Origin of the sequence: Bradyrhizobium oligotrophicum S58 (assembly GCF_000344805.1) — a bacterium.
Taxonomy (GTDB): domain Bacteria; phylum Pseudomonadota; class Alphaproteobacteria; order Rhizobiales; family Xanthobacteraceae; genus Bradyrhizobium; species Bradyrhizobium oligotrophicum.
On record NC_020453.1, the window covers coordinates 3,125,094 to 3,147,146 of the forward strand.

Sequence of the window (22,053 nt, forward strand, 5' to 3'; positions counted from 1 at the left end):
CGCGGTGCTCCCTGAATGGATCAGCCTTGATTGCGCGGCCCCATCCGAGACCCATCGGCAGGCGGCCCTGGCGCGGCAGGCGCAGCTGACGAAGCCGCTGGGTGCACTCGGACGGCTGGAGGATGTTGCGGTCGAGCTGGCGGCGCTGCAGGCGACCGAGACGCCTGGTGCCGATCGTGTGCCGGTGGTGCTGTTCGCAGGCGATCACGGCATCGCGCGGCAGGGGATCTCGGCCTATCCGCCGGAAGTGACCGTGCAGATGCTGCACAATTTCGCCGGCGGCGGCGCGGCCATCTCGGTGCTGGCGCGCAGCCTCGGCTGTCCACTCGAGGTCGTTGATGCAGGCACACTGGCTGACGCCCGTGTGCCTGGGGTCGTCGTCGACAAGCCGTGCCGTGGCACGCGCGACTTCAGCGTCGAGCGAGCGCTGACGCCGGCGGAGGTGGCATTCGCGTGCGAGGCGGGCGGCCGCGCTGTCGCCCGGCAGGCCGATCACGCGCCGCAGCTCATGATCTTCGGCGAGATGGGGATCGGCAATACGACGTCGGCCGCGGCGATCGCCGCCGCGCTGCTGACCTGTGCGCCTGCGGACATTGTCGGCAGCGGAACGGGTCTCGATGCAGCCGGGCGGACCCGAAAGGCTGGGATCATCGGCGATGCGCTCGCGCGCCATGGGCTGGTATCGCCGACGCCGGTCGCCGAGATCCTGGCCGCCGTCGGCGGCCTCGAGATCATTGCGATGGCTGGCGCGATCATCGCCGCCGCGCAGCGGCGCTGGCCGGTGCTGGTCGATGGCTTCATCGTCTCGGTCGCGGCGCTGGTCGCCATACGCCTCAATCCCTCGTGCCGTCCGTGGCTGCTGTTCTCGCACCGCTCGGCCGAACGCGGCCACGCCATTGTGCTCGACGCGCTCGGCGCCCGTCCTCTCATCGACCTCGATCTGCGGCTCGGCGAGGCCTCGGGCGCCGCAACTGCGCTGCCGATCGTCCGGCTGGCCTGCGCGCTCCACGGGGGCATGGCGACCTTCGCGGAGGCTGCCGTATCGGGACGCGAGTCCTGATGCGGATCGATCTGCTGCGGCACGGGACGACGGGACGAGACGGCTATCTCGACGGCCGAACCGATCCGCCGCTCAGCGAACTCGGCTGGGATCAGGTCCGGCGGCAGACGCAAGGCCGGATCTGGCGCAGAGTTGTGAGCTCGCCGTTGGCGCGCGCACGAGTGGCAGCGGAGGATTATGCGCGGCAGACCGGCTGTGCGCTGGACATCGATGCGGATTGGAGCGAGCTCGATTTTGGGCGCTGGGACGGACGAAGCCGCAGCGACATCGCCGCCGCGCCCGGAGGCGAAGCCTCGCTCAACGCCTTCCATGCTGATCCCACAATCCGGGCACCGAACGGTGAGAGCTGGGTCGATCTGCGAGCGCGTGTCACGCGCGCGACTGATCGCATGTTAGCGAAGTCCGAGCCTGCGCCGGTTCTGGTGGTGACCCATGGCGGCGCCATGCGCGCCGCGCTATCGCATCTGCTCGGCTGGCCGCTGCGCCAGCTGTGGAGCCTGCGCATCCGTCCCGGTACGCGGATCACGCTCGAATCCGGGCAGGGCGATGATGGTGTAGCTTGGGGCGAAATCGTCGAGATCATCCAGCCATGATGCTTCGTGAATTCTGGATCGCATTGCAGTTCCTGACACGGCTGCCGACACCGCGGGTCACAGAGTCGCGACCGGACGATCTCGCGCGGGCATCGGTCTGGTTTCCGGCAGCCGGCCTCGTGGTCGGTGCCTGTCTGGCGTTGGTCGCCCGTCTTTTTCATGATGTCGATCCATGGATCGTCGCGCTGGCCGTGCTGGTCGCCTGGATCTGGATCACCGGCGCGCTGCACCTCGACGGGCTCGGCGATGTCGCCGATGCGTTCGGCGCCGCGCATGGCAAGCCCGAGCGCTTCATCGCCGTGCTCGGCGATCCCCATGCCGGCAGCTTCGCCGTCGTCGCGATCTCCTTGCAGATCGCCGCCAAGCTCGTGCTGATCGCCGAGCTGGCGACGGGCCCGACGGCCTGGGCTCTGGTGCTGATCCCGGCCTGGGCGCGCTGGGGGACGCTGATCTGCAACAAGACGCTGCTGTCCCTGAAGCCGGGGTTGGGGGCGAGCATCTCGAACAGCGTCGGCTGGAACGTCATCGTTGCCTGGGGCGGCGCGCTCGCGATCGGCGCGCTCGCGGGCGCGGTGCCGACGCTGATTGCGATCGTTCTCGTTCCGGTGATCGCGTTCTATTGGCAGTGGCGGCTCGGCGGCATCACTGGGGATTGCCATGGCGCCAGCATCGAGGTCACGGAGACGCTGCTGCTCGCCGCCTGCGTGCTCGGCTAGGACGCGCTGCCGAGCGCCTGCGCCAGCCGCTGCCAGGCGGCCTCGTCTCCGGGCAGGCCGAAGCGCAGCCAGTCTGGCTGAGCCGGAAAACGGCGGACATGGATGCCATGCCGGGCGAGCCGCTCGGCAATGTCGGATGCGCTCGGCGATTTGATCAGTCTGAACAGGGGCGTGCCGCCGATGACGGTGCAGCCTAAGGTGCTCAGAAGGTCGTCGATGCGTGCGCAATCCTTCGCGAGCCGGGCGCGTGTCTGCTCGAGCCACGTAGTATCGGCCAAGGCCGTCGTTCCGATCGCGAGCGCCGGTCCGGACACCGCCCAGGGCCCGAGCGCATCATGGAGTTGCCGTACAATGTCTACGGAGCTGATTGCGAAGCCGAGGCGGACGCCAGCGAGGCCATAGACCTTGCCGAACGAGCGCAGCACGATCGTGGCCGGCGGCAGGTCGGACGCGAGGCTGGCATCGGTGGGGGAGAGGTCGACGAATGCTTCGTCGACGATCAGCAGGCCGTCGCGCCGGCGCAGAGTCGCGGCCAATCTGACCAGCGCATCGCGGGTAAGCAGGCGGCCGGTCGGATTGTTGGGATTCACGATGACGGCAACATCGGCACCAGCGAGCGCATCGACGTCATCGACAAGATCAACGCGATGACCGCAGCGGCGCCAGCACAGCGCATGCTCCTCATAGGTCGGGGCGAGCACGGCGACGGTCGCGCGTGGGCGCAGCCGCGGCAGGATCTGCAACAGCGCCTGCGTGCCCGGCGCGGCAACGATCATGTCGGGCTCTGCCACGCCATAGCGTGCCGCGGCCGCGGCGCGCAGCGCGTCGTCTTCGGATTTGCCGGGCAAGCGCGTCCAGCTCGCGGGCGGGATCGTCGGCACTGGGTAGGGTATCGGATTGATACCGGTCGACAGATCGAGCCACGGCTGTGGCGCATCCGGATAGCGACCGCTGATCGCAGCGAGATCGCCGCCGTGAAGGATCGCTTCCGGCGCGTCCGCGCGCATGCTAGTCGCTCTGTCGTCCATCTCTTTCCTCTACATGTCTTTAATCTTCAGCGGAGATCGATGTTCGTCTCTCTCGCGTTCACGGCGCTCCTCGTCGAGGCGGCGGTTGGCTATCCCCAGGTGCTGGTGCGGCGGATCGGTCATCCCGTGATGTGGGTGGGCGCGCTGATAGCATGGGGGGACCGCCGCTGGAACAGGGCAGGAGACAGCTTCGCCGCACGGCGGGCGCGCGGCGTCGCGCTCGTTGGTCTGCTCGTTGCCGGGATGATGGCCATCGGGCTCGCCGCAACCTGGGTCATGCAGGCATTCGTCGGCGAGCCGGCCGCGACCATCACCCTCGGTCTGTTGGCGAGCAGCCTGCTGGCGCAGCGCAGTCTCGATACGCATGTCGCAGCCGTCGCCGAAGGATTGGAACGGGCGGGACTCGACGGCGGCCGCCAAGCGGTGGCGATGATCGTCGGCCGCGATCCCGAGCGGCTGGATCAGGCCGGTGTCGCGCGCGCGGCCATCGAAAGCCTCGCGGAGAACTTCTCCGATGGCGTGGTGGCGCCGTTGTTCTGGCTCGTGGTCGGCGGGCTGCCGGGCGTCATGACCTACAAGGCTCTCAACACCGCCGACAGCATGATCGGTCATCTCTCGGACCGTCACCGCGCGTTCGGCTGGGCGGCGGCGCGGCTCGACGATCTCGTCAACCTGCCGGCCTCGCGCCTCTCTGCACTGTGGATCGCAGTCGCTGCAGCCTGCGTTCCGGCCGCCTCGGCTTCGGCCGCGCTGCAGGCCGTAGCGCGCGATGCGTCGAAGCATCGGTCGCCCAATGCCGGCTGGCCCGAAGCGGCCATGGCGGGGGCGCTCGGATTGCGCCTGGCGGGGCCGCGCGTCTATCACGGTCATCTCGTCACCGATGCCTGGATGGGGAACGGGCGCGCCGATCTCGACGCGTCCGACATCCGGCGCGCCTTGCGGCTTTATCGGCTGGCGTGCCTGATCCAGGCCCTGGTCGTCGCAGGACTCGTTCTGATCAGGATCGTGTAGCCGCCACTGGGCGCGCGGGCGGGCTCGCCAGCGCCAGGATGCGGTCAACGTCGACGTAGCGCTCGAGATGCGCCGCGAATGCATCCAAGGTCGCGTCCACATCGGTCTCGTAGGCCAGGCCGCTGGTCGTCGCGCCGAGGCCGCGCAGCCAATGGGCGCGCAGGCCGTCATCGGCGAACAAGCCATGCACATAGCAACCGGCGACCCGGCCGTTGGCCGCAATGGCACCATCGCGCCGGCCGTCGGAGAAGGTCAGGAACGGGCTCTGCGTCGCCGGCCCTTCAGTGCGGCCGATGTGCATTTCGTAGCCGCGGAACGACAGTTGATCGTCCATCAAGGTGCCCTGGACCTCGCGCAACGCCTTGTCATCGGCCAGCGTCGTTTCGACGTCGAGCAGGCCGAGTCCCGCGACAGAACCTGGCGCACCCTCGTGTCCGTCGGGATCGCTGATCACGCGCCCGAGCATCTGGTAGCCACCGCAGATGCCGAGCACGCGGCCGCCGCGGCGCAGATGCGCCAAGAGATCGATGTCCCAGCCGGTCTCGCGCAGGGCGGCGAGATCGGCGATCGTGGCCTTCGAGCCCGGCAGGATCACAATCGATGCGTCGCCGGGAATGGGCGTGCCCGGCCGCAGGAATTGCAGATCGATCCCATCCTCCAACCGCAACGGATCAAACTCGTCGAAATTCGAAATGCGCGGATAGGCGAGGATGACGACCTTCGGTCGATGCCCTCCGGGCGATCCGCGTTCGGCCAGGCCCAGCGCATCCTCCGCCGGCAGGCGGCGCGCATCCGAAAAATGCGGAATGAGGCCGAGCGATGTCCAGCTCGTTCGCTCCGCAATCTCGTTCATGCCCGACGCGAACAAGGCGGGATCGCCCCGAAACTTGTTGACGAGGAAACCTGCGATGCGCGCGGCATCCTCGGGCGCGAGCACCGCCTTGGTGCCGACCAGGCTCGCAATGACGCCGCCGCGGTCGATGTCGCCGATCAACACCACCGGAATCTGCGTCGCCTGCGCAAAACCCATGTTGGCGATGTCGCCGGCGCGCAGATTGATCTCGGAGGCGGAGCCCGCGCCTTCGACCAGCACGATGTCGGCATCAGCAGCCAGATGATGAAAACTGTCGAGCACGGCATTCATCAATTGCGGCTTCATCGCCTGATAGGCGGACGCCTTGGCGTTGCCGATGACGCGGCCCTGCACCACGACCTGCGACCCGATCTCGCTTTGCGGCTTCAGCAGCACCGGGTTCATGTGCACCGTCATCGGCCGCCGCGCCGCGCGCGCCTGCAGCGCCTGGGCGCGGCCGATCTCGCCGCCATCCGTGGTGACGGCGGCGTTGTTCGACATGTTCTGCGGCTTGAACGGCGCCACCTTCAGGCCGCGCAATGTCAGCGCACGCGCGAGCCCTGCGACGACCAGCGATTTGCCGACGTCGGAGCCGGTGCCCTGGAACATGATGGCGCGCGCGCTCATGAGCCTAGTACTCGATGCCTTCCTGCGCCTTCACACCGGCCGCGAAATGATGCTTCACGAGGTTCATCTCGGTGACGAGATCGGCGGCCTCGATCAGCTCCGGCTTGGCGTTGCGGCCGGTGACGACGACGTGCAGGTCGGGACGCCGCCCTGCGAGCGTGGCGACGACGTCGGCGATATCAAGGTGATCGTAGCGCAGCGCGATGTTGAGCTCATCGAGGACCAAGAGCCGGATCGACGGATCCGCCATCAGCTCCTTTGCCTTGGCCCAGGCGCGCTCGGCCGCGGCGACGTCGCGCGCACGATCCTGCGTTTCCCACGTAAAGCCCTCGCCGAGTGTGTGCCAGGAGACCTGATCACCGAACGTCTCGATCGCCTTGCGCTCGCCGGTCTCCCACGCACCCTTGCCGAACTGCACGACGCCGATGCGAAAGCCGCGGCCGATGGCGCGCAGCATCAGGCCCCACGCTGCGGTCGATTTGCCCTTGCCCTTGCCGGTGTGAACGATCAGCAGGCCCTTCTCGACGGTCTTCGAGGCGACCTCGGCATCCTGAACCGCCTTGCGGTTCTCCATCTTCGCCTTGTGGCGTGAATCGTCGGCGCTCTCGGTCATCGGCATCTTCTCCTCGTTACTTCAACGTCAGCGGCAGTCCTGCCGCCATCAGGATCACGCGATCCGCCAAGGCCGCGACGTTCTGGTTCAGTCGCCCCTGCGCATCGCGAAAGGCGCGCGCGAGCGCGTTGTCGGGCACGATCCCCAGTCCGACTTCATTGGACACGGCGACGATGGGGCCATGCGCGCTCCCGAGCGCATCGATCAGCTCGGCACATCTGGCCGGAACGTCCATGTCGGCGAGCATCACATTGCTGAGCCAGAGCGTCAGGCAATCGATCAGCATCGGCGTGTCCGAATCTCCACTTGTCCGGACGAGGCCGGCGAGATCATGCGTCGTCTCCAGCGTCCGCCATCCCTCGGCGCGGCGCGCCTTGTGCTGGGCGATCCGGTCGGTCATTTCGGCGTCGAACGGCTGCGCCGTGGCAACATAGGTCCAGGGCGGAGGAAGGGCGGTGACGAGGGCCTCGGCATGGCGGCTCTTGCCCGAGCGCGCGCCGCCGAGCACCAGCGTCAGGCGCGGCAGGGCGGGATGCGGCGGGGCAGGGGCCATGGGACGATTCCGATTGACGGGCTTGGACTCGACCCGTATCTAACAGATGACGGTTCTCCGAAAGGAGAGATTTAGGGAACACGGTGCGGGTTCTTGACCCAAGGCCGTGGCTGCCCCCGCAACTGTAATCGGCGAGTGTGAGGCCAAGACACCACTGGGAAACCGGGAAGGTGGCCCCATGCAGCGACCCGAAAGCCAGGAGACCTGCCGTCGAGATTGCTGTTGGCCGACCCGTCGCGCGGGGAGTCGCGATGCTGGTTCTGATCCCGCCGGGATGGGTGGGATGCCGTCGGATGCAGCGCATTTTACGGAACCCTCCCAGGGTCCGGAAGCGACGGAGACGGCCATGCTCTGCAGCCCTTCCAGGTTCATCAAAGCCCGCGGCGTGATCGTCTGACGGATGTCGGTATCAGCGAAGAACGAGACGACATTGTTCGTCTGCATCACCTGTCGCGCGCAAGCCGGCGAAAACACGTCGGATGATCAGCCGCGGGCCGGAGCCCGGCTGCTCGCGGCGATCGAAGCGGTGCCATCGGAGCTGCGGCCGTCTCTTGCGGTCGTTCCGGTCGAATGCCTGTCGAACTGCAATCGCGCCTGCACGGTTGCGGTGACCGCGCCCGGCAAGTGGACCTATGTGCTCGGCGCGCTCGATCCGGACGTGCACGCTCAGGACGTGCTGGCCTTCGCGCGGCTGCATCAGCAGCACGAAGCGGGCCTGCCGGCGTGGCGGGAACGTCCCGAATACATCAGGAAGAACACCATCGCGCGCGTTCCGGCAACGCTCGCTTGAAGCCCGATACGAGAGGCATCGCTGCCATGACGAAATCGTTCGCCAAGACGCCCTGCACCATCGTCACCGGTTTCCTCGGAGCCGGCAAGACCACGCTGGTGCGCAACCTGATCGAGACCGCCAACGGACGGCGCCTCGCGATCATCGTCAACGAGTTCGGCGATGTCGGCATCGACGGCGACATCTTGAAAGGATGCGGCGTGCCGGATTGTCCGGAGGATCGCATCGTCGAGCTGTCCAACGGCTGCCTGTGCTGCACCGTGGCCGATGATTTCGTGCCCGCACTCCGGAGTCTGCTCGATCAGAAGGAGCCGCCCGAGCACATCGTGATCGAGACCTCGGGGCTGGCGCTGCCGAAGCCACTCGTGCAGGCCTTCAACTGGCCGGAGATCGCGACGCGCGTCACCGTCGATGGTGTCGTCGCAGTCGTGGATGGCCCGGCTGTGGTTGCTGGCCGCTTCGCCGATGATCCCGAGGCGCTCGCTGCGCAACGCGCCAGCGATGCTTCGCTCGATCACGACAATCCGCTCGAGGAGGTCTACGAAGACCAGCTGCTGTGCGCCGACCTCGTCGTCATGAACAAGAGCGACCTGATGAGCGAGGAGCAGCGCAAGAATGTCGCCGCCGAGATCGCGGCGAAGGTGCAGCGCGCCGTCAAGGTGATCGCGACGGAGCACGGCAAGCTGTCCGCATCGGTGCTGCTCGGACTCGGTGCCGCGGCGGAAGGCGATCTCGCGGCGCGCCCCTCGCATCACGACAACGAGGCCGAGCACGATCACGACGATTTCGAGAGTTTCGTGCTCGACGTGCCAGCGCAGGCCTCGCCGGATGCGCTCGTCGAACGAATCGCTGCGGCCGTCGATGCGCACGACGTGCTGCGGGTGAAGGGCTTCGTCGAGATCGCGGGAAAGCCGCTGCGCCTGCTGGTTCAGGCCGTCGGCAGCCGCATCCAGCACCAGTTCGAGCGCCCGTGGCGCGCAGGCGAATCGCGGCAGGGACGGCTGGTGGTGATCGGCGAGCGCGGCCTCGATGCGGCCGCGATCCAGAGCCTGATCACGGGATAGGCCAAGGGAGGTCAAGGGCGATGCACCTCCTGGCGACATCCGGCGCTGATCTCGACGACCTCGAACAGGCCGTCGATCTCGCGCAGTCGCCGGCCGAGATCGTCCTGCTGTCGTTCTCCGATAGCGATCTGTCGGCGCTCGCGGAGGCCTGGACCGCATCTTCGACCGAGCTGCCGAGCTTGCGCCTCGCAAGCCTGAAGCGGCTGAAGCATCCGATGTCGGTCGATCTCTACATCGACAAGGTCGTGCTCGGCGCGCGCGCGGTCGTCGTGCGCTGCCTCGGCGGGCTCGACTATTGGCGCTACGGGCTGGAACGCATCGCCTCAGCCTGCCGCAGCCGCAACATCGTGTTTGCAGCGTTGCCAGGCGATGACCGCGCCGATGACAGGCTCGATGAGCTCTCGACCTTGCCGCAAGACGCAACGTCGCGGCTCTACGGCTACCTGCACGAGGGCGGCGTCGGCAATGCGCGCGAGGCGCTGCGCTATCTCGCCACGCTGCTCGGCCGTGACACGCAATTCGCCGAGCCGGTCGCCATCGGGTCGATCGTCGGCTTCGTGCCGGACTGCGGTGCTGTCGCCATCGACGATCTTTGTTGGACCGAGGATGGACGGCGGACCGCGCTGATCGTGTTCTATCGCGCCAGTCTGCTGGCCGCCGACACGGCGGGCATCGCCGAGCTGATGCGGGCGCTGGAGCGCGAGGGGGTTGCCGCCGTCGCGGTCGCGGTGACCAGCCTGAAGGATCCCAGCATCGTCCAGCCGCTGGCGCGCTTGATCGCGCAGCGGCGTCCCGCGGTCATCCTGAATGCCACTGCGTTCTCGGCGTTGCGCGATGATGGCACCACCGTCCTGGATGTCGCCGATGCGCCGGTTCTGCAGATCGTGCAGGCGCAGAGCAGCGAAGAGGCGTGGGCGTCCTCGCTGCGCGGGTTGTCGCCGACCGATCTCGCTATGAATGTCGTGCTGCCCGAGCTCGACGGCCGGCTGCTGGCGCGCCCGATCGCGTTCAAGGGCGAGGCCGCGGTGGATGACCGCTTGCAGTTCGGCGCCGTGCGCTATGTGCCGCAGCCCGATCGCATATCATATGTCGCGCGGCTCGCGGCGCGATGGGCGCAATTGCGGGTGCTGCCTGCGAGTGAGCGCCGCGTTGCGCTGATATTGTCGGATTATCCGGCGCGCGGCGGCCGCCGCGGCTATGCCGTCGGACTCGACACCAGCGAAAGCGCGGCTGGCATTGCGCGGCTGCTGGCGGAGGCGGGGTACGATCTCGGCGACGCAGCTCCCGCCGCCGGAGATGTCGAAGCGCTGCTGCGCGGCGACGCAGACGAGTTCATCGTGCCGCTCGCTGACTATCAGCACGCTCTGGCGCTGTTGCCGGATGATCTGCAGCGCGCCTTGCGTGACAATTGGGGCGAGGTGGAAGCCGATCCGGCGTTTCGCGATGGCGCGTTTCGCTTTCCGGTGCGGCGCGCGGGAAAGCTCTCGATCCTGCTGCAGCCTGATCGTGGCAGCCGTGCCGATCGCAAGTCCGGCTATCACGACACGACCGTGCCGCCGCGACATGCCTATGTCGCGCTCTATGCGTATTTGCGCGAAGTCGAAAAGATCGATGCGCTGATCCATCTCGGCGCCCACGGCACGCTGGAATGGCTGCCGGGCAAGGCGCTGGCGCTGTCGCGCCATTGTTGGCCTGAGGCTGTGCTCGGTCCGCTGCCGGTGATCTATCCCTTCATCGTCAACAATCCCGGCGAGGCGATGCAGGCCAAGCGGCGGTTGTCGGCGCTGACACTCGGGCATCTGACGCCGCCGCTGGCGCAGGCCGGTCTGCATGGTCCGCTGCTCGAACTGGAGGGGCTGGTCGAGGAATATGCCGAGGCCGACGGTCTCGACAAACGCCGCCTGAGACTGCTGGAAGACGAGATCATCGCCAGGGCCTGGCAGAGCGGCCTGGCTGCCGATTGTGGGCTCGACCGCACGATGAGCGGCCGCGAGGCGATCGCGCAGCTCGACGCCCAGCTCTGCGACATCAAGGATCTGGCGGTGCGCGATCGTCTGCACGTGTTCGGGCAAAGGCCGGACGCCGCAGCGGCCGGTCTGCTCACCGATGCGATCACGGCGGCGGCCGGGCAGGCGGGCGGCACTATTGATCGTGTCGACGTCGCATGCCGGATCGAGGCGAGTGCCGCCGCTGAGGGCAGCGCCTTGCTCGCCGCGCTGGACGGCCGTCGCGTCGCCGCTGGTCCTGCCGGCGCACCAAGCCGCGGCCGGCTTGATGTATTGCCGACCGGGCGCAATCTGACCGCGATCGATCCGCGGGCAATCCCGACCCGCACCGCCGCTTTGGTCGGCGTACGCGCGGCCGACGAGGTGATCCGGCGTTATCTGCAGGATCACGGCGAATACCCGCGCTCCCTGGTGCTCGATCTCTGGGCGTCGGCGTCGCTGCGCACGGGGGGCGACGATCTTGCCCAGGCGCTGGCCTATCTCGGTGTGCGCCCGCGCTGGGATCTCAACTCCAATCGTGTCACCGGCGTCGACGTGCTGCCATTGGCGATGCTGGACCGGCCGCGCATCGATGCGACATTGAGAGTGTCGGGGCTGTTCCGCGATCTGTTCGAAGCGCAGATCGCGCTGTTCGATCTCGCCGTGCAGAAGGTGGCGTCACTCGACGAGGACGATGCCGACAATCCGCTGGCCGCGGCGCGGCGGCGTGGCGAGAGTCTCGCGCGCGTGTTTGGCGGCGCGCCCGGCAGCTACGGCGCCGTGGCCGCCGACCTCGCGCTGGGGATGACCTGGAAAAGCCGCTCGCAGCTCGGCGAGGCCTATCTCGATGGCACGGGTTATAGTTTCGGTGGCGCGCATGAGGGCCTCGCTGCCGCCGAGACGTTCCGCGACCGAGTCCGCGTCGCCGATGCGCTGGTGCATGCGCAGGACGACCGCGAGCGCGATCTGCTCGACGGCGAGGAGGTCGCCGATTTTGCCGGTGGCTTTGCGGCTGCCGCTGAAGTGCTCGGCGCATCACCTGCGCTGCTGCATCTCGACACCAGCCGTCCCGAGGCGCCGAAGGCGCGCAGCTTCAGCGAGGAGATCGCCCGCGTGGTGCGCGGCCGTCTCACCAATCCGCGCTGGATCTCCGGCATGCTTGCGCATGGCTACCGCGGCGTCGCCGAGATCGCGCAAGGGATCGACGCGCTCTACGCCTTCGCCGCGACCTCCGACACGGTTCCCGAGCATCTGTTTGATCTGGCGCATGGGGCGCTGCTGTGCGACGAGGCGGTGCTGGATGGCATGGTCGCGCGCAATCCGGCGGCGGTCGCCGCCATCGTCTCGCGGTTCGAGGATGCGCTGCGCCGGCAATTGTGGGTGCCGCGCCGGAACGCAGTCGCTGACGAGCTCGCTGTCGCGCGCGCGCGCCTGATGCAAACGGGGAGGGTGCCGTGACCGTAGCGGTGGAGATCAAGGGCTGGTGTCCGGGGGCGCGCAGGCCGATGCCGAGCGGCGACGGATTGATCGTCCGCGTCCGGCCGCATGGCGGGGCCTTGAAGGTCGCAGCCTTGCGTCAACTTGCCGAGGCGGCGCAGCGCTTCGGCAACGGCCAGATTGATCTGACGCGCCGCGCCAATCTGCAAATTCGTGGCGTGTCCCCGGAGACCCTGGCGCCGTTATGGGAGCTGATGGCCGCGCTCGAACTGCTCGACGACAGCGCCGAGTTGGAGGCGATCCGCAACATCGTCGTCAACCCGCTGGCAGGAATGGATCCGGAGGAAATCGTCGACATGCGCCCGGTCGCTGCCGCGCTGGAAAGCCGGCTCGCGGCGGACAAAGGGTTGCGTGCGCTGCCGGCCAAATTCAGTTTTGCGCTGGATGGCGGCGGCAAGCTGCCGCTGACCCGGCTCGCGGCGGATGTTCGTCTCGTGGCTTGCGGCCAAGGCGATCAACGTCGCATCGCCATTGGCTTTGCTGGTCCGGATGGGGGCACGTGGCTGGGGAAGACAGCTGTCGCCGAGGCTGCGCCTGCAGCGGCAAAGCTCGCGGCCATCGTGCTCCAGCGCAGCCCGACGCGCCGTTCGTCAGCACTGCCATCGGATGCGTTCGCCGCCATTGGGGCCGAGCTTGGTCTGGATGCTTCCGAGCAAACCGCCGGGGCTACATCCGCTGCCTCGCCGCGGCGCCTGGGACTCATTCCTTTGACCGAGCAGAGCTGTGCCGTCGGTCTCGGCGCACCGTTCGGCCGGATCGACAACGAGAGCTTGGCGCGGCTCGCGGCTCTGCTCGCGACCTACGGGATTTCCGAGGTTCGCTTGTCGCCGTGGCGCACGCTGTATGTCGCGGCGAACCCGGGCAGCGCGGAACGGCTCGTTGCGGATGCGACCGAGTTCGGCCTGATCGTCGACGACGCCGACCCGGTGATGCGCGTCGATGCCTGCTCCGGCGTTGGCCGTTGTCCGTCGACCGCGCTTTCCACACGGCAGCACGCCCGAATGCTCGCCGGCGCAATGGCTCGCACGGGTTTCGCAGGCAGCCTGCACGTTTCCGGCTGCGCCAAGGGCTGCGCGCGCTCGGCGCCCGCCGATGTCGTCCTCGTCGGTGAGGGCGACGGTTATCACGTCGTACGGAACGGCACCGTGAAGAGCGCGCCCTGCGGCATCCTCGATCCGGCCGGCCTCGACCTGACGGGAAATGGGCTGTTCGAAGCCAATGAGAAGGCCCATGTCTGACCTGCGCGACTACATCAAGGATGGCGCGGAGATCTATCGCCGCTCGTTTGCGACTATCCGCGCGGAGGCCGACCTGTCGCGCTTTCGCGGGCTGGAAGAGAAGATCGCCGTGCGCATCATCCATGCCTGCGGCATGGTCGAGATTACCTCCGACATCGAGATCTCCGAGCACTTCGCCAAGGCGGCGCGGGCCGCGCTCGATCGCGGCGCGCCGATCCTGTGCGATGCCAAGATGGTGGCGCAGGGCATCACCCGCGCCCGGCTGCCGGTGAAGAACGAGATCATCTGCACGCTCGATGATCCCAGCGTGCCTGCGCTCGCGGCGCAACTGGGGACGACGCGGTCCGCGGCCGCGCTCGAGCTGTGGCGCCCGCATCTTGCCGGCGCGCTGGTCGCGATCGGCAATGCGCCGACCTCGCTGTTTCATCTGCTCGACATGCTCGACCAGGGCGCGCCGCGGCCGGCCGCGGTGATCGGAACGGCCGTCGGCTTCGTCGGCGCGCGGGAATCCAAGGAGGCGCTCGCGGCCGATGGCCGCGTGCCGTATCTGATCGTGAAAGGCCGCAAGGGCGGCAGCGCCATGGCCGTCGCCGCCGTGAATGCCATCGCGAGCGACGTCGAATGAGCCTGCTCGAGACCATCGCTGGCGGGGCTAACGCCGGCACGCTCTACGGCATCGGAGTCGGTCCGGGAGATGTACGTTATCTGACGCTGCGCGCGGCCGGACTGATCCTGTCCGTCGATGTCGTGGCGTTCTTTGCCAAGCGCGGCATTGAGGGCAACGCGCGGCGGATCGTGGCGCCCCTGATGAGAACCGGCCGTCACGAGCTGCGGCTGGAATATCCTGTCACCGAAGAAGTCCCGGTCGCCGATCCGTCCTACCAGGCACAGATCGGCGACTTCTATCATCGCGCATCCGACAGCATCGCGGCGCATCTCGTTGCAGGCCGATCCGTCGGCCTGCTCTCCGAAGGCGATCCGTTCTTCTATGGCTCGTTCATGCATATGTGGCGGCGGCTGGAGCGCGATCATCCGGTCGAGGTCGTTCCCGGCGTGACGGGAATGTCCGGCTGCTGGACCAAGGCCAACGTTCCCATCACCTGGGGCGATGATATCCTCTCGGTGCTCCCGGGCACCTTGGCCGAGGACGTGCTGCATGATCGGCTGACGCGCTGCGAGGCCGCCGTGATCATGAAGGTCGGGCGCAATCTCACCAAGGTGAAGCGTGCGATCGTCAGCGCCGGATTGCTCGATCGCGCCGTGTATGTCGAGCGCGGGACCATGGAGGCGCAGCGCGTCTCGCCATTGGCCGAGGTGGAGCAGGAGCGCGGGCCGTACTTCTCGATGATCCTGATCCCCGGGCAGGGGCGCCGGCTGTGACGGGCACGCTCACCATCGTCGGCGTCGGCCCCGGTCGTCCCGAACTGATGACGCCGGCGGCATCGGCCGCGATCGCCGAGGCGACCGATCTGATCGGCTACGGGCCTTATCTCGACAGGGTGGCGACGAGCCATCCGGGGCAGATCCGTCACGCCAGCGATAATCGCGTCGAACTCGATCGCGCGCGCCATGCGCTTTCGCTTGCAAGCGATGGACGGCATGTCGCGGTGGTGTCAGGCGGCGATCCCGGCGTGTTCGCGATGGCCGCCGCCGTGTTCGAGGCGGTCGAGGCGGGTCCTTTAGAATGGCGAGATCTCGACATCCGTGTCGAGCCTGGCGTCACGGCGATGCTTGCCGCCGCGGCCGAGGTCGGGGCGCCGCTGGGCGGCGATTTCTGCGCGATCTCGCTGTCCGACAATCTCAAGAGCTGGACCACGATCAGGCGTCGGCTGGAGGCTGCGGCTGCGGCCGACTTCGTCATCGCGCTGTACAATCCGCTGTCCAAGGCGCGGCCGCATCAGCTCGGCGAGGCCTTCGCACTGCTGCGGCAGATCAAGCCGCCGTCGACCGTGGTCGTCATGGTGCGCGCCGCGGGCAGCGGCGATGTCAGACGGATCATCACGACGCTGGGCGAGGTCGATCCCGACAAGGCCGACATGCGCACGCTCGTCCTGATCGGATCGACGGCGACGCGCCTGATAGCGCGCGACGGCAAGTCGCCGTTCGTCTACACCTTGCGCCGCGAAGTCGAGGGCGGTGCATGAGCAAGCTGGTCCTCCAGCCAGAGCAAGGCGCCGCGCGCATTGTCGAGCGCAACGCCATGCGGTTTGTCGGGCCGTGCGATCATGACAATGGGAATGCCGAGCCGCCGCGCGGCTGCGATCTTCGGATAGGTCGCAGCTCCGCCGGAGTTCTTCGAGACGATGAAGGCAATGCGCTCGCGCGTGAGAAAATCATGCTCCTTCGCTTCGTCGAACGGCCCGCGATCGTAGACGAAGCGAATCTCCGGTGGCAGTTGGATGTCGCCGGGCGGATCGATCGTGCGGGCGATGTAGTGATGCTGCGGAGCTGCGGCAAAGGCGGCGAGCTCCAGCCGGCCAAGACTCAGGAACACGCACGCAGCGGCGGCTCGGAGCGCGGAGGCCGCGGCTTCCGCGCTGTCGACCTCGATCCAGCGATCACCGTCCTGGCGCTGCCATGCTGCGCGCCGGATCGAAGCCAGCGGCACAGAGGTCGCGCGACACGCCGCGACGGCATGCCGCGAGATCTGGTCGGCATAGGGATGCGTCGCGTCGATCACCGCCTCGATCGCATGATCGCGCAGCCACGCCTCCAATCCGGAGATGCCGCCGAAGCCGCCGATGCGCGTCGGCAGCGGCTGTGGCTTGGGCGAGACCGTGCGGCCGGCGAGCGAGAGCGTCGCCTCGAAACGATCGTCGCCGGCCAGCAGCCGCGCCAGCTCCGAAGCCTCGGTCGTCCCGCCGAGAATGAGAATGCGCATGCGGGGCACGGTCCATGGTGAATCCGGCCGCAACTTGCAACGTAGCGCGTTGGCTGTCCATCATCGGCATCGGCGAGGACGGCGTCGACGGTCTCGCGGCGCCGGCGCGCCGTCTCATCGCGCAGGCGGTACTGGTGGCCGGCGGAGCGCGTCATCTCGAGCTCGCGACGTCGCTGATCGAGGGCGAGCGGCTGCCATGGCCAAGCCCGTTGCAGCTGGCGTTCGATCAGATCGCGTCGCGCAGGGGGGAGCCGGTCGTCGTGCTGGCGAGCGGTGATCCCTTCAACTATGGCGTCGGCAAGCAGCTCATGCAGCGTTTCGAGCCCGGGGAGATGCTGTGCCTGCCGCAACCTTCGGCCTTCAGCCTCGCAGCGGCCCGGCTCGGCTGGCCGCTGCAGGACGTGGCTCCGGTCACGCTGCATGGCCGCGCGCTCGAAGGCATCATCCGTCATCTCACACCGAGCGCGCGCATCCTGGCGCTGGCCCGGGACGGGTCGACGGCGGCGAAGCTTGCGGCATTGCTGACATCACGCCGCATGGGACGCTCGCGTTTGACGGTGCTGGAAGCGATCGGCGGCCCGCACGAGCGTGTGCGCAGTGCATTGGCCGATGAATTTGATCTGTCCGATATCCATCCACTCACGACGCTCGCGATCGAAGTCGAAGCCGGGCCCGATGCGCCGCTGATCCCGCTCTCATCTGGCCTTGCCGATGATCTGTTCGAACATGACGGCCAGATCACCAAGCGCGATGTTCGCGCCGTGACGTTGTCGGCGCTGTCGCCACGTCCAGGTGAATTGTTGTGGGATGTGGGATTGGGGTCGGGGTCGGTCGCGATCGAGTGGCTGCTGCGCCACGGCTCGCTGTGCGCTGTTGGCATCGAGGCACGGCAGGACCGTGCCGATCGTGCCATGCGCAACGCGCTTGCGCTCGGGGCTCCCGAGCTGAAGGTGGTGGTCGGTCGCGCACCTGACGTGCTGGCCGATATCGCGCCACCGGATGCGGTCTTCATCGGCGGCGGCATTTCGGAGGAGGGTGTGTTCGAAGGCGCCTGGTCGAAATTGAAGTCCGGCGGCCGGCTCGTGGCCAATGTCATCTCGCTCGAAGGCGAGGCGCGGCTGATCGATCTGTTCAACCGGCACGGCGGTGAGTTGATCCGCGTCGCCGTGTCGCGCATAGAGCCGGTCGGCCGGATGCATGGTTGGCGGCAGGCCATGCCGGTGACCCAATGGCGGGTGACGAAGCCATGATCGCGCTCGGGATCGGCTGCCGCCGCGATACGAGTGCCGATCTCATCGAGGCGGTCATCGCTGAGGCGCTGACGGCGGCGCGTCTTGCCGCCGGAGATGTTGCCGTGATTGCAACCGCCGGAGACAAGATGCGCGAGCCGGGCGTGATCGAAGCCGCGAAACGGCTGGGTCGGCCTCTCCGTGGCATTGCTGAGAATGATCTGATGGCGGTCGCTGATCTCGCCGTCACGCGGAGCGATCTTGTGCAGCGTCTCAAAGGCGTGCCCTCCGTCGCCGAGACCGCAGCGCTCGCTGCGGCCGGCCGCAATGCAAGGCTGATCCTGCCGCGGCTGGCCAATGCGTCCGCGACCTGTGCATTGGCAGCGGGTGAGGGCGCAGCGGAGGACGGCCGATGACGGTGCATTTCATCGGCGCCGGCCCCGGCGCTCCGGACTTGATCACCGTGCGGGGCCGCGACCTGATCGCACGCTGCCCCGTGTGTCTCTATGCAGGCTCGCTGGTTCCGAAGGCGCTGCTCGATCACTGTCCGCCGGGCGCGCGCATCGTCGACACGGCGCCGCTGTCGCTCGACGAGATCATGGCCGATATCGTGCGGGCGACCGCCGCTGGCGAGGACGTCGCGCGGCTGCATTCCGGTGACCTCTCGATCTGGAGCGCGCTGGGCGAACAGCTGCGGCGCTTGGATGAGTTGAAGATTCCCTACACGGTCACACCGGGCGTGCCGTCATTCTCGGCGGCAGCAGCCGCGCTCGGGCGCGAGCTGACCTTGCCGGGGCTTGCACAATCGGTGGTGCTGACGCGCACCTCCGGCCGCGCCTCCGCGATGCCCGAGACCGAACAGCTGTCGCTGTTCGCGCAATCGCGCGCCACGCTGGCGATCCATCTTTCGATCCATGTCCTGGACAAGGTCGTGGATGAGCTCCGCCCACATTATGGCCAGGACTGTCCGGTCGCGATCGTCTATCGCGCGAGTTGGCCGGATCAGCGCATCGTCACCGGCACGCTCGCGACGATCGTCGATCAGGTCGCAGCAGCCGCGATGGAGCGCACCGCGTTGATCCTGGTCGGCCGCGCGCTCGCGGCCGAGGATTTTCGCAACAGCGCGCTGTACGATGCCGACTATCAGCGGCGCTTTCGCGGGAGGGCCGAATGAGCCTGGCCGTGACTTCGTCCGACCAGCCGTCCGTCGCGGTCGAACACCGCGACATCGAGCGCAATCTCGTTGTCGCCCAGCGCACGGCGCGCCGTCTGCCACGCGGCCTGCGCAACGACCTCGCCGGCGGGAAATCCGGCCCGGTCAGCTTCCTGCAGCACCTGCAGCGCGGTGTTGGCCGTGCGTGCGGTCGTGACCAGTGCGGCCGGCGCGCCCGCGTCATGCAGCGTGTTCGCGAGCCAGCCGAGATCGACCTCGCCGGCGCGCGAATGCAGGTCGAGCAGGCCCTGTCCGAGCTTGGTCATCTTGGCGAAGCCGCCGGCCACCGTCACGCGGGGCACCGGATGGCGGCGCAGATATTTCAGCATGCCGCCGGCGAAGTCGCCCATGTCGATCAGCGCAGTCTCCGGGAGTTCGTAGAGCCGCTGCACCGCCTTCTCCGACGTGCTTCCCGTCGCGCCGGCGATGTGCGGCAGGCCGGCGGCGCGCGCGACATCGATGCCGCGATAGATCGAGTGGATCCAGGCCGCGCAGCTGAACGGCACGACGATTCCCGTGGTGCCGAGGATCGACAGGCCGCCGACGATGCCGAGCCGCGGGTTCAGCGTCTTCCTCGCGAGTTCCTCGCCGCCGGGAATGGAGATCTCGACAGTGACGTCGCGCGCCCCGCCGAGCGCTGCGGCGGCTTCGTCGATCGCCGCCGCGATCATCTCACGCGGCACCGGATTGATCGCCGGCTCTCCCGGCCGCAGCGGCAGTCCAGGCCGCGTAACGGTACCGACGCCCGGGCCTGCGCGAAACGTCACCCCGGAGTTGTCTGCACCGCGCCGCAACGTCACTTTGACCAGCGCGCCGTGCGTGACGTCAGGATCGTCGCCGGCGTCCTTGATCACGCCCGCGGTCGCGCCGGCGCCGTCGGCCTCATGCATTGCCACCGCAAAGCTGACACGACGTCCGCCGGGCAGGGCGATCTCGACCATGGTGGGACAGTTGCCGGTGACCAGCAGCTCATAAGCGGCGCGCGCGGCCGCAGTGGCGCAGCTGCCGGTGGTCCAGCCACGCTTCAGCGGTCGGTTCGACGGATCCGCGGTTCCCATCATGCCCGTTCGCATAGCACATTTTGCCGGGACATTGCGGAGCCCCGGCCATGACCATGGCGGCACCCAATGGGATCATCGTCGCCGCGCCGCGTTCGGGCGCCGGCAAGACGACGGTGACGCTCGGGCTGCTGCGGGCTCTCAGCCGGCGGGGCACGCGCGTGCAGCCGTTCAAGTGCGGGCCCGACTACATCGATCTCGCGTTTCACACGGCCGCTGCGAATCGGACGAGCTACAATCTCGACGGTTGGGCGATGTCGCGGCCGCAGCTCCTGGACCTCGTCTGCGGCGTTGCCGCCGACTCGGACATCGCGGTCGTCGAGGGCGTGATGGGCCTGTTCGACGGCGCACCCCGGCCCGGCCGCGCGGGCCGAGGCTCGGCCGCGGATCTCGCGGCTTTGACCGGCTGGCCGGTGGTGCTGGTTCTCGATGTCAGCGGGCAGACCGAGACCGCCGCTGCCGTCGCGCTCGGCTGCGCGCGTTTTCGCGACGATGTTCACGTGGCCGGCGTGATCCTCAATCGGGTCGCGAGCGAGCGGCACCGGGCGCTGATCGAGCCGGCCTTCGCGACCGTCGGGATCAGGGTGCTCGGCGCGCTGGCGCGGGACGAGCAATTGACGTTGCCGGAACGGCATCTCGGCCTGGTCCAGGCCCAGGAGATCACGGCCATCGAGGCCCATCTCGAGCGTCTCGCAACCTGCATGTCCACATCCGTCGATCTGGACGCGGTGCTTGCACTCGCGCAACCGATACGCTGCACCGCCGCTGCCGCGCAGACATCCGGCTTTGGCATCAGGCCGCCCGGACAGCGCATCGCGCTGGCCTCGGATGCGGCGTTCTCGTTCAGCTATCCGCATCTTCTGCGGCATTGGCGCGCCCAGGGCGCGGAGATCATTCCGTTCTCGCCGTTGAACGACGAGGCTCCTGATCCCGCAGTCGATGCGGTCTGGCTGCCGGGCGGCTATCCCGAATTGCATGCCGGACGGTTGGCCTCGGCGCAGTCGTTTCTCCATGCTCTCAACGCAATGGCCTCGCGCGGCGTGCCGATCCATGGCGAGTGCGGTGGCTACATGATGCTGGGGGCGGGCCTCGAAGATGCCCACGGAGTCCGGCACGCGATGGCCGGGCTGCTGTCGCTGGAAACCTCGTTCGCCCGCCGCCGCCTGCATCTCGGCTATCGCCAGGCGACCCTGTTGGCCGACTGCCCCCTCGGCCAGGCGGGGGCGCGTGTCCATGGTCACGAATTTCACTATGCAACGATCCTGAGCGAGGCTGACGATCCCTTGATCGATTGCCGCGATGCCTCGGGTCATGCCACTGCCGAGCGTGGCGCTCGCCGCGGGTCGGTGACGGGATCGTTTCTGCATGTCCTGAGCGGCGAGGGCGCATGAGCGACCAGAACCAGACCCCTCCGCAATTCGACGCCACCTTTAGGCAACGCTTTGCCGAACTGGTGCGCTGGCGTCGCGACGTGCGGCGTTTCCGCTCCGATTGGGTTTCCCCCGAACTGATCGAGCAGTTGCTGGCTCTTGCATCCCATGCGCCATCCGTCGGCTTCTGCCAGCCCTGGCGTTTTGTGCTGGTCGAGAGTCCCGAACGCCGCGCGGCGATCATCGAGAATTTCAAGCGCGCGAACCAGGCCGCGCTCGCCGGCTATGCTGGTGAGCGCCGCGCGCTCTATGCGAGCCTCAAGCTGGAAGGCCTGACGCAGGCGCCCGTCCATCTCGTCGTCTGTGCCGACGAGGGCGCCGCGACCGGCCATCGTCTTGGCCGCGCCACGATGCCGGAGACGCTGCGCTACTCGGTCGTGGCCGCGATCCAGACGTTCTGGCTCGCGGCGCGCGCAGAAGGATTGGGGGTCGGCTGGGTGTCGATCCTTGATCCGGCGGCCGTCTGTCGGGAGCTCGAGCTGCCGCCCGACTGGAGCCTGATCGCCTATCTCTGTGTCGGCTGGCCGCAGGAAGAGCATGACGATCCCGAATTGGAACGTCACGGCTGGGAAACGCGGCTCGACCAGACGGTGATCAAGCCGCTCAGGCGCTAG

General features: G+C 67.9%; 22 protein-coding genes and 1 riboswitch. Of the genes, 16 read left to right on the top strand and 6 right to left on the bottom strand.

From position 1 onward, the window contains the following. Nucleotides 1-4 precede the first annotated feature (4 nt). From cobT to cobS, 3 genes are read left to right on the top strand one after another with little or no spacing between them, the layout of a single operon-like run. On the top strand, nt 5-1,060 hold the full coding sequence (gene cobT, locus S58_RS13600) for a nicotinate-nucleotide--dimethylbenzimidazole phosphoribosyltransferase (RefSeq protein WP_015665901.1): 1,056 nt from the start codon (nt 5-7) through the stop codon (nt 1,058-1,060). Continuing rightward, the gene (locus S58_RS13605) at nt 1,060-1,653 is read left to right on the top strand and encodes a histidine phosphatase family protein (RefSeq protein ID WP_015665902.1); all 594 of its coding nucleotides are present in this window, start codon (nt 1,060-1,062) and stop codon (nt 1,651-1,653) included. Before cobT ends, S58_RS13605 begins: the two co-directional genes overlap by 1 nt. Continuing rightward, nucleotides 1,650-2,369 (top strand): adenosylcobinamide-GDP ribazoletransferase, encoded by a 720-nt coding sequence (gene cobS, locus S58_RS13610; protein ID WP_015665903.1) that lies wholly within the window; start codon nt 1,650-1,652, stop codon nt 2,367-2,369. The genes S58_RS13605 and cobS overlap by 4 nt, the downstream gene beginning before the upstream one ends. On the opposite strand, the gene cobD is transcribed toward cobS, so the two are convergent. Beyond that, the gene (gene cobD / locus S58_RS13615; RefSeq protein WP_015665904.1) at nt 2,366-3,397 is read right to left on the bottom strand and encodes a threonine-phosphate decarboxylase CobD; all 1,032 of its coding nucleotides are present in this window, start codon (nt 3,395-3,397) and stop codon (nt 2,366-2,368) included. The genes cobS and cobD overlap by 4 nt on opposite strands. Nucleotides 3,398-3,436: 39 nt before the next feature. On the opposite strand from cobD, the gene cbiB reads away from it, so the two are divergent. Continuing rightward, nucleotides 3,437-4,408, top strand: coding sequence for an adenosylcobinamide-phosphate synthase CbiB (cbiB, locus tag S58_RS13620; protein ID WP_015665905.1), 972 nt, complete (start codon nt 3,437-3,439; stop codon nt 4,406-4,408). Here the strand turns inward: cbiB and S58_RS13625 are convergent. The 3 genes from S58_RS13625 to cobU are packed head-to-tail and all read right to left on the bottom strand — an operon-like array spanning nt 4,395 to nt 7,054. Continuing rightward, nucleotides 4,395-5,888 carry a cobyric acid synthase gene (locus S58_RS13625; protein WP_015665906.1) on the bottom strand — a complete coding sequence of 498 codons (1,494 nt, stop codon included), beginning with the start codon at nt 5,886-5,888 and terminating at the stop codon, nt 4,395-4,397. The genes cbiB and S58_RS13625 overlap by 14 nt on opposite strands. A 4-nt stretch (nt 5,889-5,892) precedes the next feature. Further along, nucleotides 5,893-6,501: a cob(I)yrinic acid a,c-diamide adenosyltransferase gene (gene cobO / locus S58_RS13630; RefSeq protein ID WP_042339416.1), complete on the bottom strand. Its 609-nt coding sequence runs from the start codon at nt 6,499-6,501 to the stop codon at nt 5,893-5,895. A gap of 16 nt (nt 6,502-6,517) precedes the next feature. Continuing rightward, on the bottom strand, nt 6,518-7,054 hold the full coding sequence (gene cobU / locus S58_RS13635; RefSeq protein WP_015665908.1) for a bifunctional adenosylcobinamide kinase/adenosylcobinamide-phosphate guanylyltransferase: 537 nt from the start codon (nt 7,052-7,054) through the stop codon (nt 6,518-6,520). Nucleotides 7,055-7,087: 33 nt separating this feature from the next. Next, a riboswitch (cobalamin riboswitch) is annotated at nt 7,088-7,280 on the top strand. A gap of 174 nt (nt 7,281-7,454) precedes the next feature. Here cobU and S58_RS13640 point away from each other — a divergent pair. From S58_RS13640 to cobJ, 7 genes are read left to right on the top strand one after another with little or no spacing between them, the layout of a single operon-like run. Further along, nucleotides 7,455-7,844, top strand: coding sequence for a DUF1636 domain-containing protein (locus S58_RS13640; protein ID WP_042339419.1), 390 nt, complete (start codon nt 7,455-7,457; stop codon nt 7,842-7,844). 26 nt (nt 7,845-7,870) lie between these two features. Beyond that, the gene (gene cobW / locus S58_RS13645; protein WP_015665910.1) at nt 7,871-8,908 is read left to right on the top strand and encodes a cobalamin biosynthesis protein CobW; all 1,038 of its coding nucleotides are present in this window, start codon (nt 7,871-7,873) and stop codon (nt 8,906-8,908) included. A gap of 20 nt (nt 8,909-8,928) precedes the next feature. Then, nucleotides 8,929-12,351 carry a cobaltochelatase subunit CobN gene (cobN, locus tag S58_RS13650; RefSeq protein WP_015665911.1) on the top strand — a complete coding sequence of 1,141 codons (3,423 nt, stop codon included), beginning with the start codon at nt 8,929-8,931 and terminating at the stop codon, nt 12,349-12,351. Beyond that, nucleotides 12,348-13,628 carry a precorrin-3B synthase gene (gene cobG / locus S58_RS13655; RefSeq protein WP_015665912.1) on the top strand — a complete coding sequence of 427 codons (1,281 nt, stop codon included), beginning with the start codon at nt 12,348-12,350 and terminating at the stop codon, nt 13,626-13,628. Before cobN ends, cobG begins: the two co-directional genes overlap by 4 nt. Beyond that, nucleotides 13,621-14,253: a precorrin-8X methylmutase gene (locus tag S58_RS13660; RefSeq protein ID WP_015665913.1), complete on the top strand. Its 633-nt coding sequence runs from the start codon at nt 13,621-13,623 to the stop codon at nt 14,251-14,253. The genes cobG and S58_RS13660 overlap by 8 nt, the downstream gene beginning before the upstream one ends. Continuing rightward, nucleotides 14,250-15,008: a precorrin-2 C(20)-methyltransferase gene (locus tag S58_RS13665; RefSeq protein ID WP_015665914.1), complete on the top strand. Its 759-nt coding sequence runs from the start codon at nt 14,250-14,252 to the stop codon at nt 15,006-15,008. Before S58_RS13660 ends, S58_RS13665 begins: the two co-directional genes overlap by 4 nt. Next, entirely contained in the window at nt 15,005-15,772 is a 768-nt protein-coding gene (gene cobJ / locus S58_RS13670; RefSeq protein ID WP_015665915.1) for a precorrin-3B C(17)-methyltransferase, read from the top strand. Before S58_RS13665 ends, cobJ begins: the two co-directional genes overlap by 4 nt. Here cobJ and S58_RS13675 read toward each other — a convergent pair. Then, nucleotides 15,736-16,509 carry a cobalt-precorrin-6A reductase gene (locus tag S58_RS13675; RefSeq protein WP_015665916.1) on the bottom strand — a complete coding sequence of 258 codons (774 nt, stop codon included), beginning with the start codon at nt 16,507-16,509 and terminating at the stop codon, nt 15,736-15,738. The genes cobJ and S58_RS13675 overlap by 37 nt on opposite strands. A gap of 14 nt (nt 16,510-16,523) precedes the next feature. On the opposite strand from S58_RS13675, the gene S58_RS13680 reads away from it, so the two are divergent. Genes S58_RS13680 through cobM form a run of 3 tightly spaced genes read left to right on the top strand, consistent with a single transcriptional unit; the run spans nt 16,524 to nt 18,912 of the window. After that, the gene (locus S58_RS13680) at nt 16,524-17,759 is read left to right on the top strand and encodes a bifunctional cobalt-precorrin-7 (C(5))-methyltransferase/cobalt-precorrin-6B (C(15))-methyltransferase (protein WP_015665917.1); all 1,236 of its coding nucleotides are present in this window, start codon (nt 16,524-16,526) and stop codon (nt 17,757-17,759) included. Then, the gene (locus S58_RS13685; RefSeq protein WP_042339423.1) at nt 17,738-18,154 is read left to right on the top strand and encodes a cobalamin biosynthesis protein; all 417 of its coding nucleotides are present in this window, start codon (nt 17,738-17,740) and stop codon (nt 18,152-18,154) included. The genes S58_RS13680 and S58_RS13685 overlap by 22 nt, the downstream gene beginning before the upstream one ends. Continuing rightward, a complete protein-coding gene (gene cobM, locus S58_RS13690) occupies nt 18,151-18,912 on the top strand; it encodes a precorrin-4 C(11)-methyltransferase (RefSeq protein WP_015665919.1) in 762 nt (253 codons plus the stop codon). Before S58_RS13685 ends, cobM begins: the two co-directional genes overlap by 4 nt. Here the strand turns inward: cobM and S58_RS13695 are convergent. Further along, nucleotides 18,882-20,012, bottom strand: coding sequence for a cobalt-precorrin-5B (C(1))-methyltransferase (locus S58_RS13695; protein ID WP_015665920.1), 1,131 nt, complete (start codon nt 20,010-20,012; stop codon nt 18,882-18,884). The genes cobM and S58_RS13695 overlap by 31 nt on opposite strands. Before the next feature lie 47 nt (nt 20,013-20,059). On the opposite strand from S58_RS13695, the gene S58_RS13700 reads away from it, so the two are divergent. Together S58_RS13700 and bluB are read left to right on the top strand one after the other, a co-directional pair. Beyond that, complete coding sequence (locus S58_RS13700) at nt 20,060-21,400, top strand: cobyrinate a,c-diamide synthase (protein WP_015665921.1); 1,341 nt, start codon at nt 20,060-20,062, stop codon at nt 21,398-21,400. Further along, nucleotides 21,397-22,053, top strand: coding sequence for a 5,6-dimethylbenzimidazole synthase (gene bluB, locus S58_RS13705; RefSeq protein ID WP_015665922.1), 657 nt, complete (start codon nt 21,397-21,399; stop codon nt 22,051-22,053). Before S58_RS13700 ends, bluB begins: the two co-directional genes overlap by 4 nt.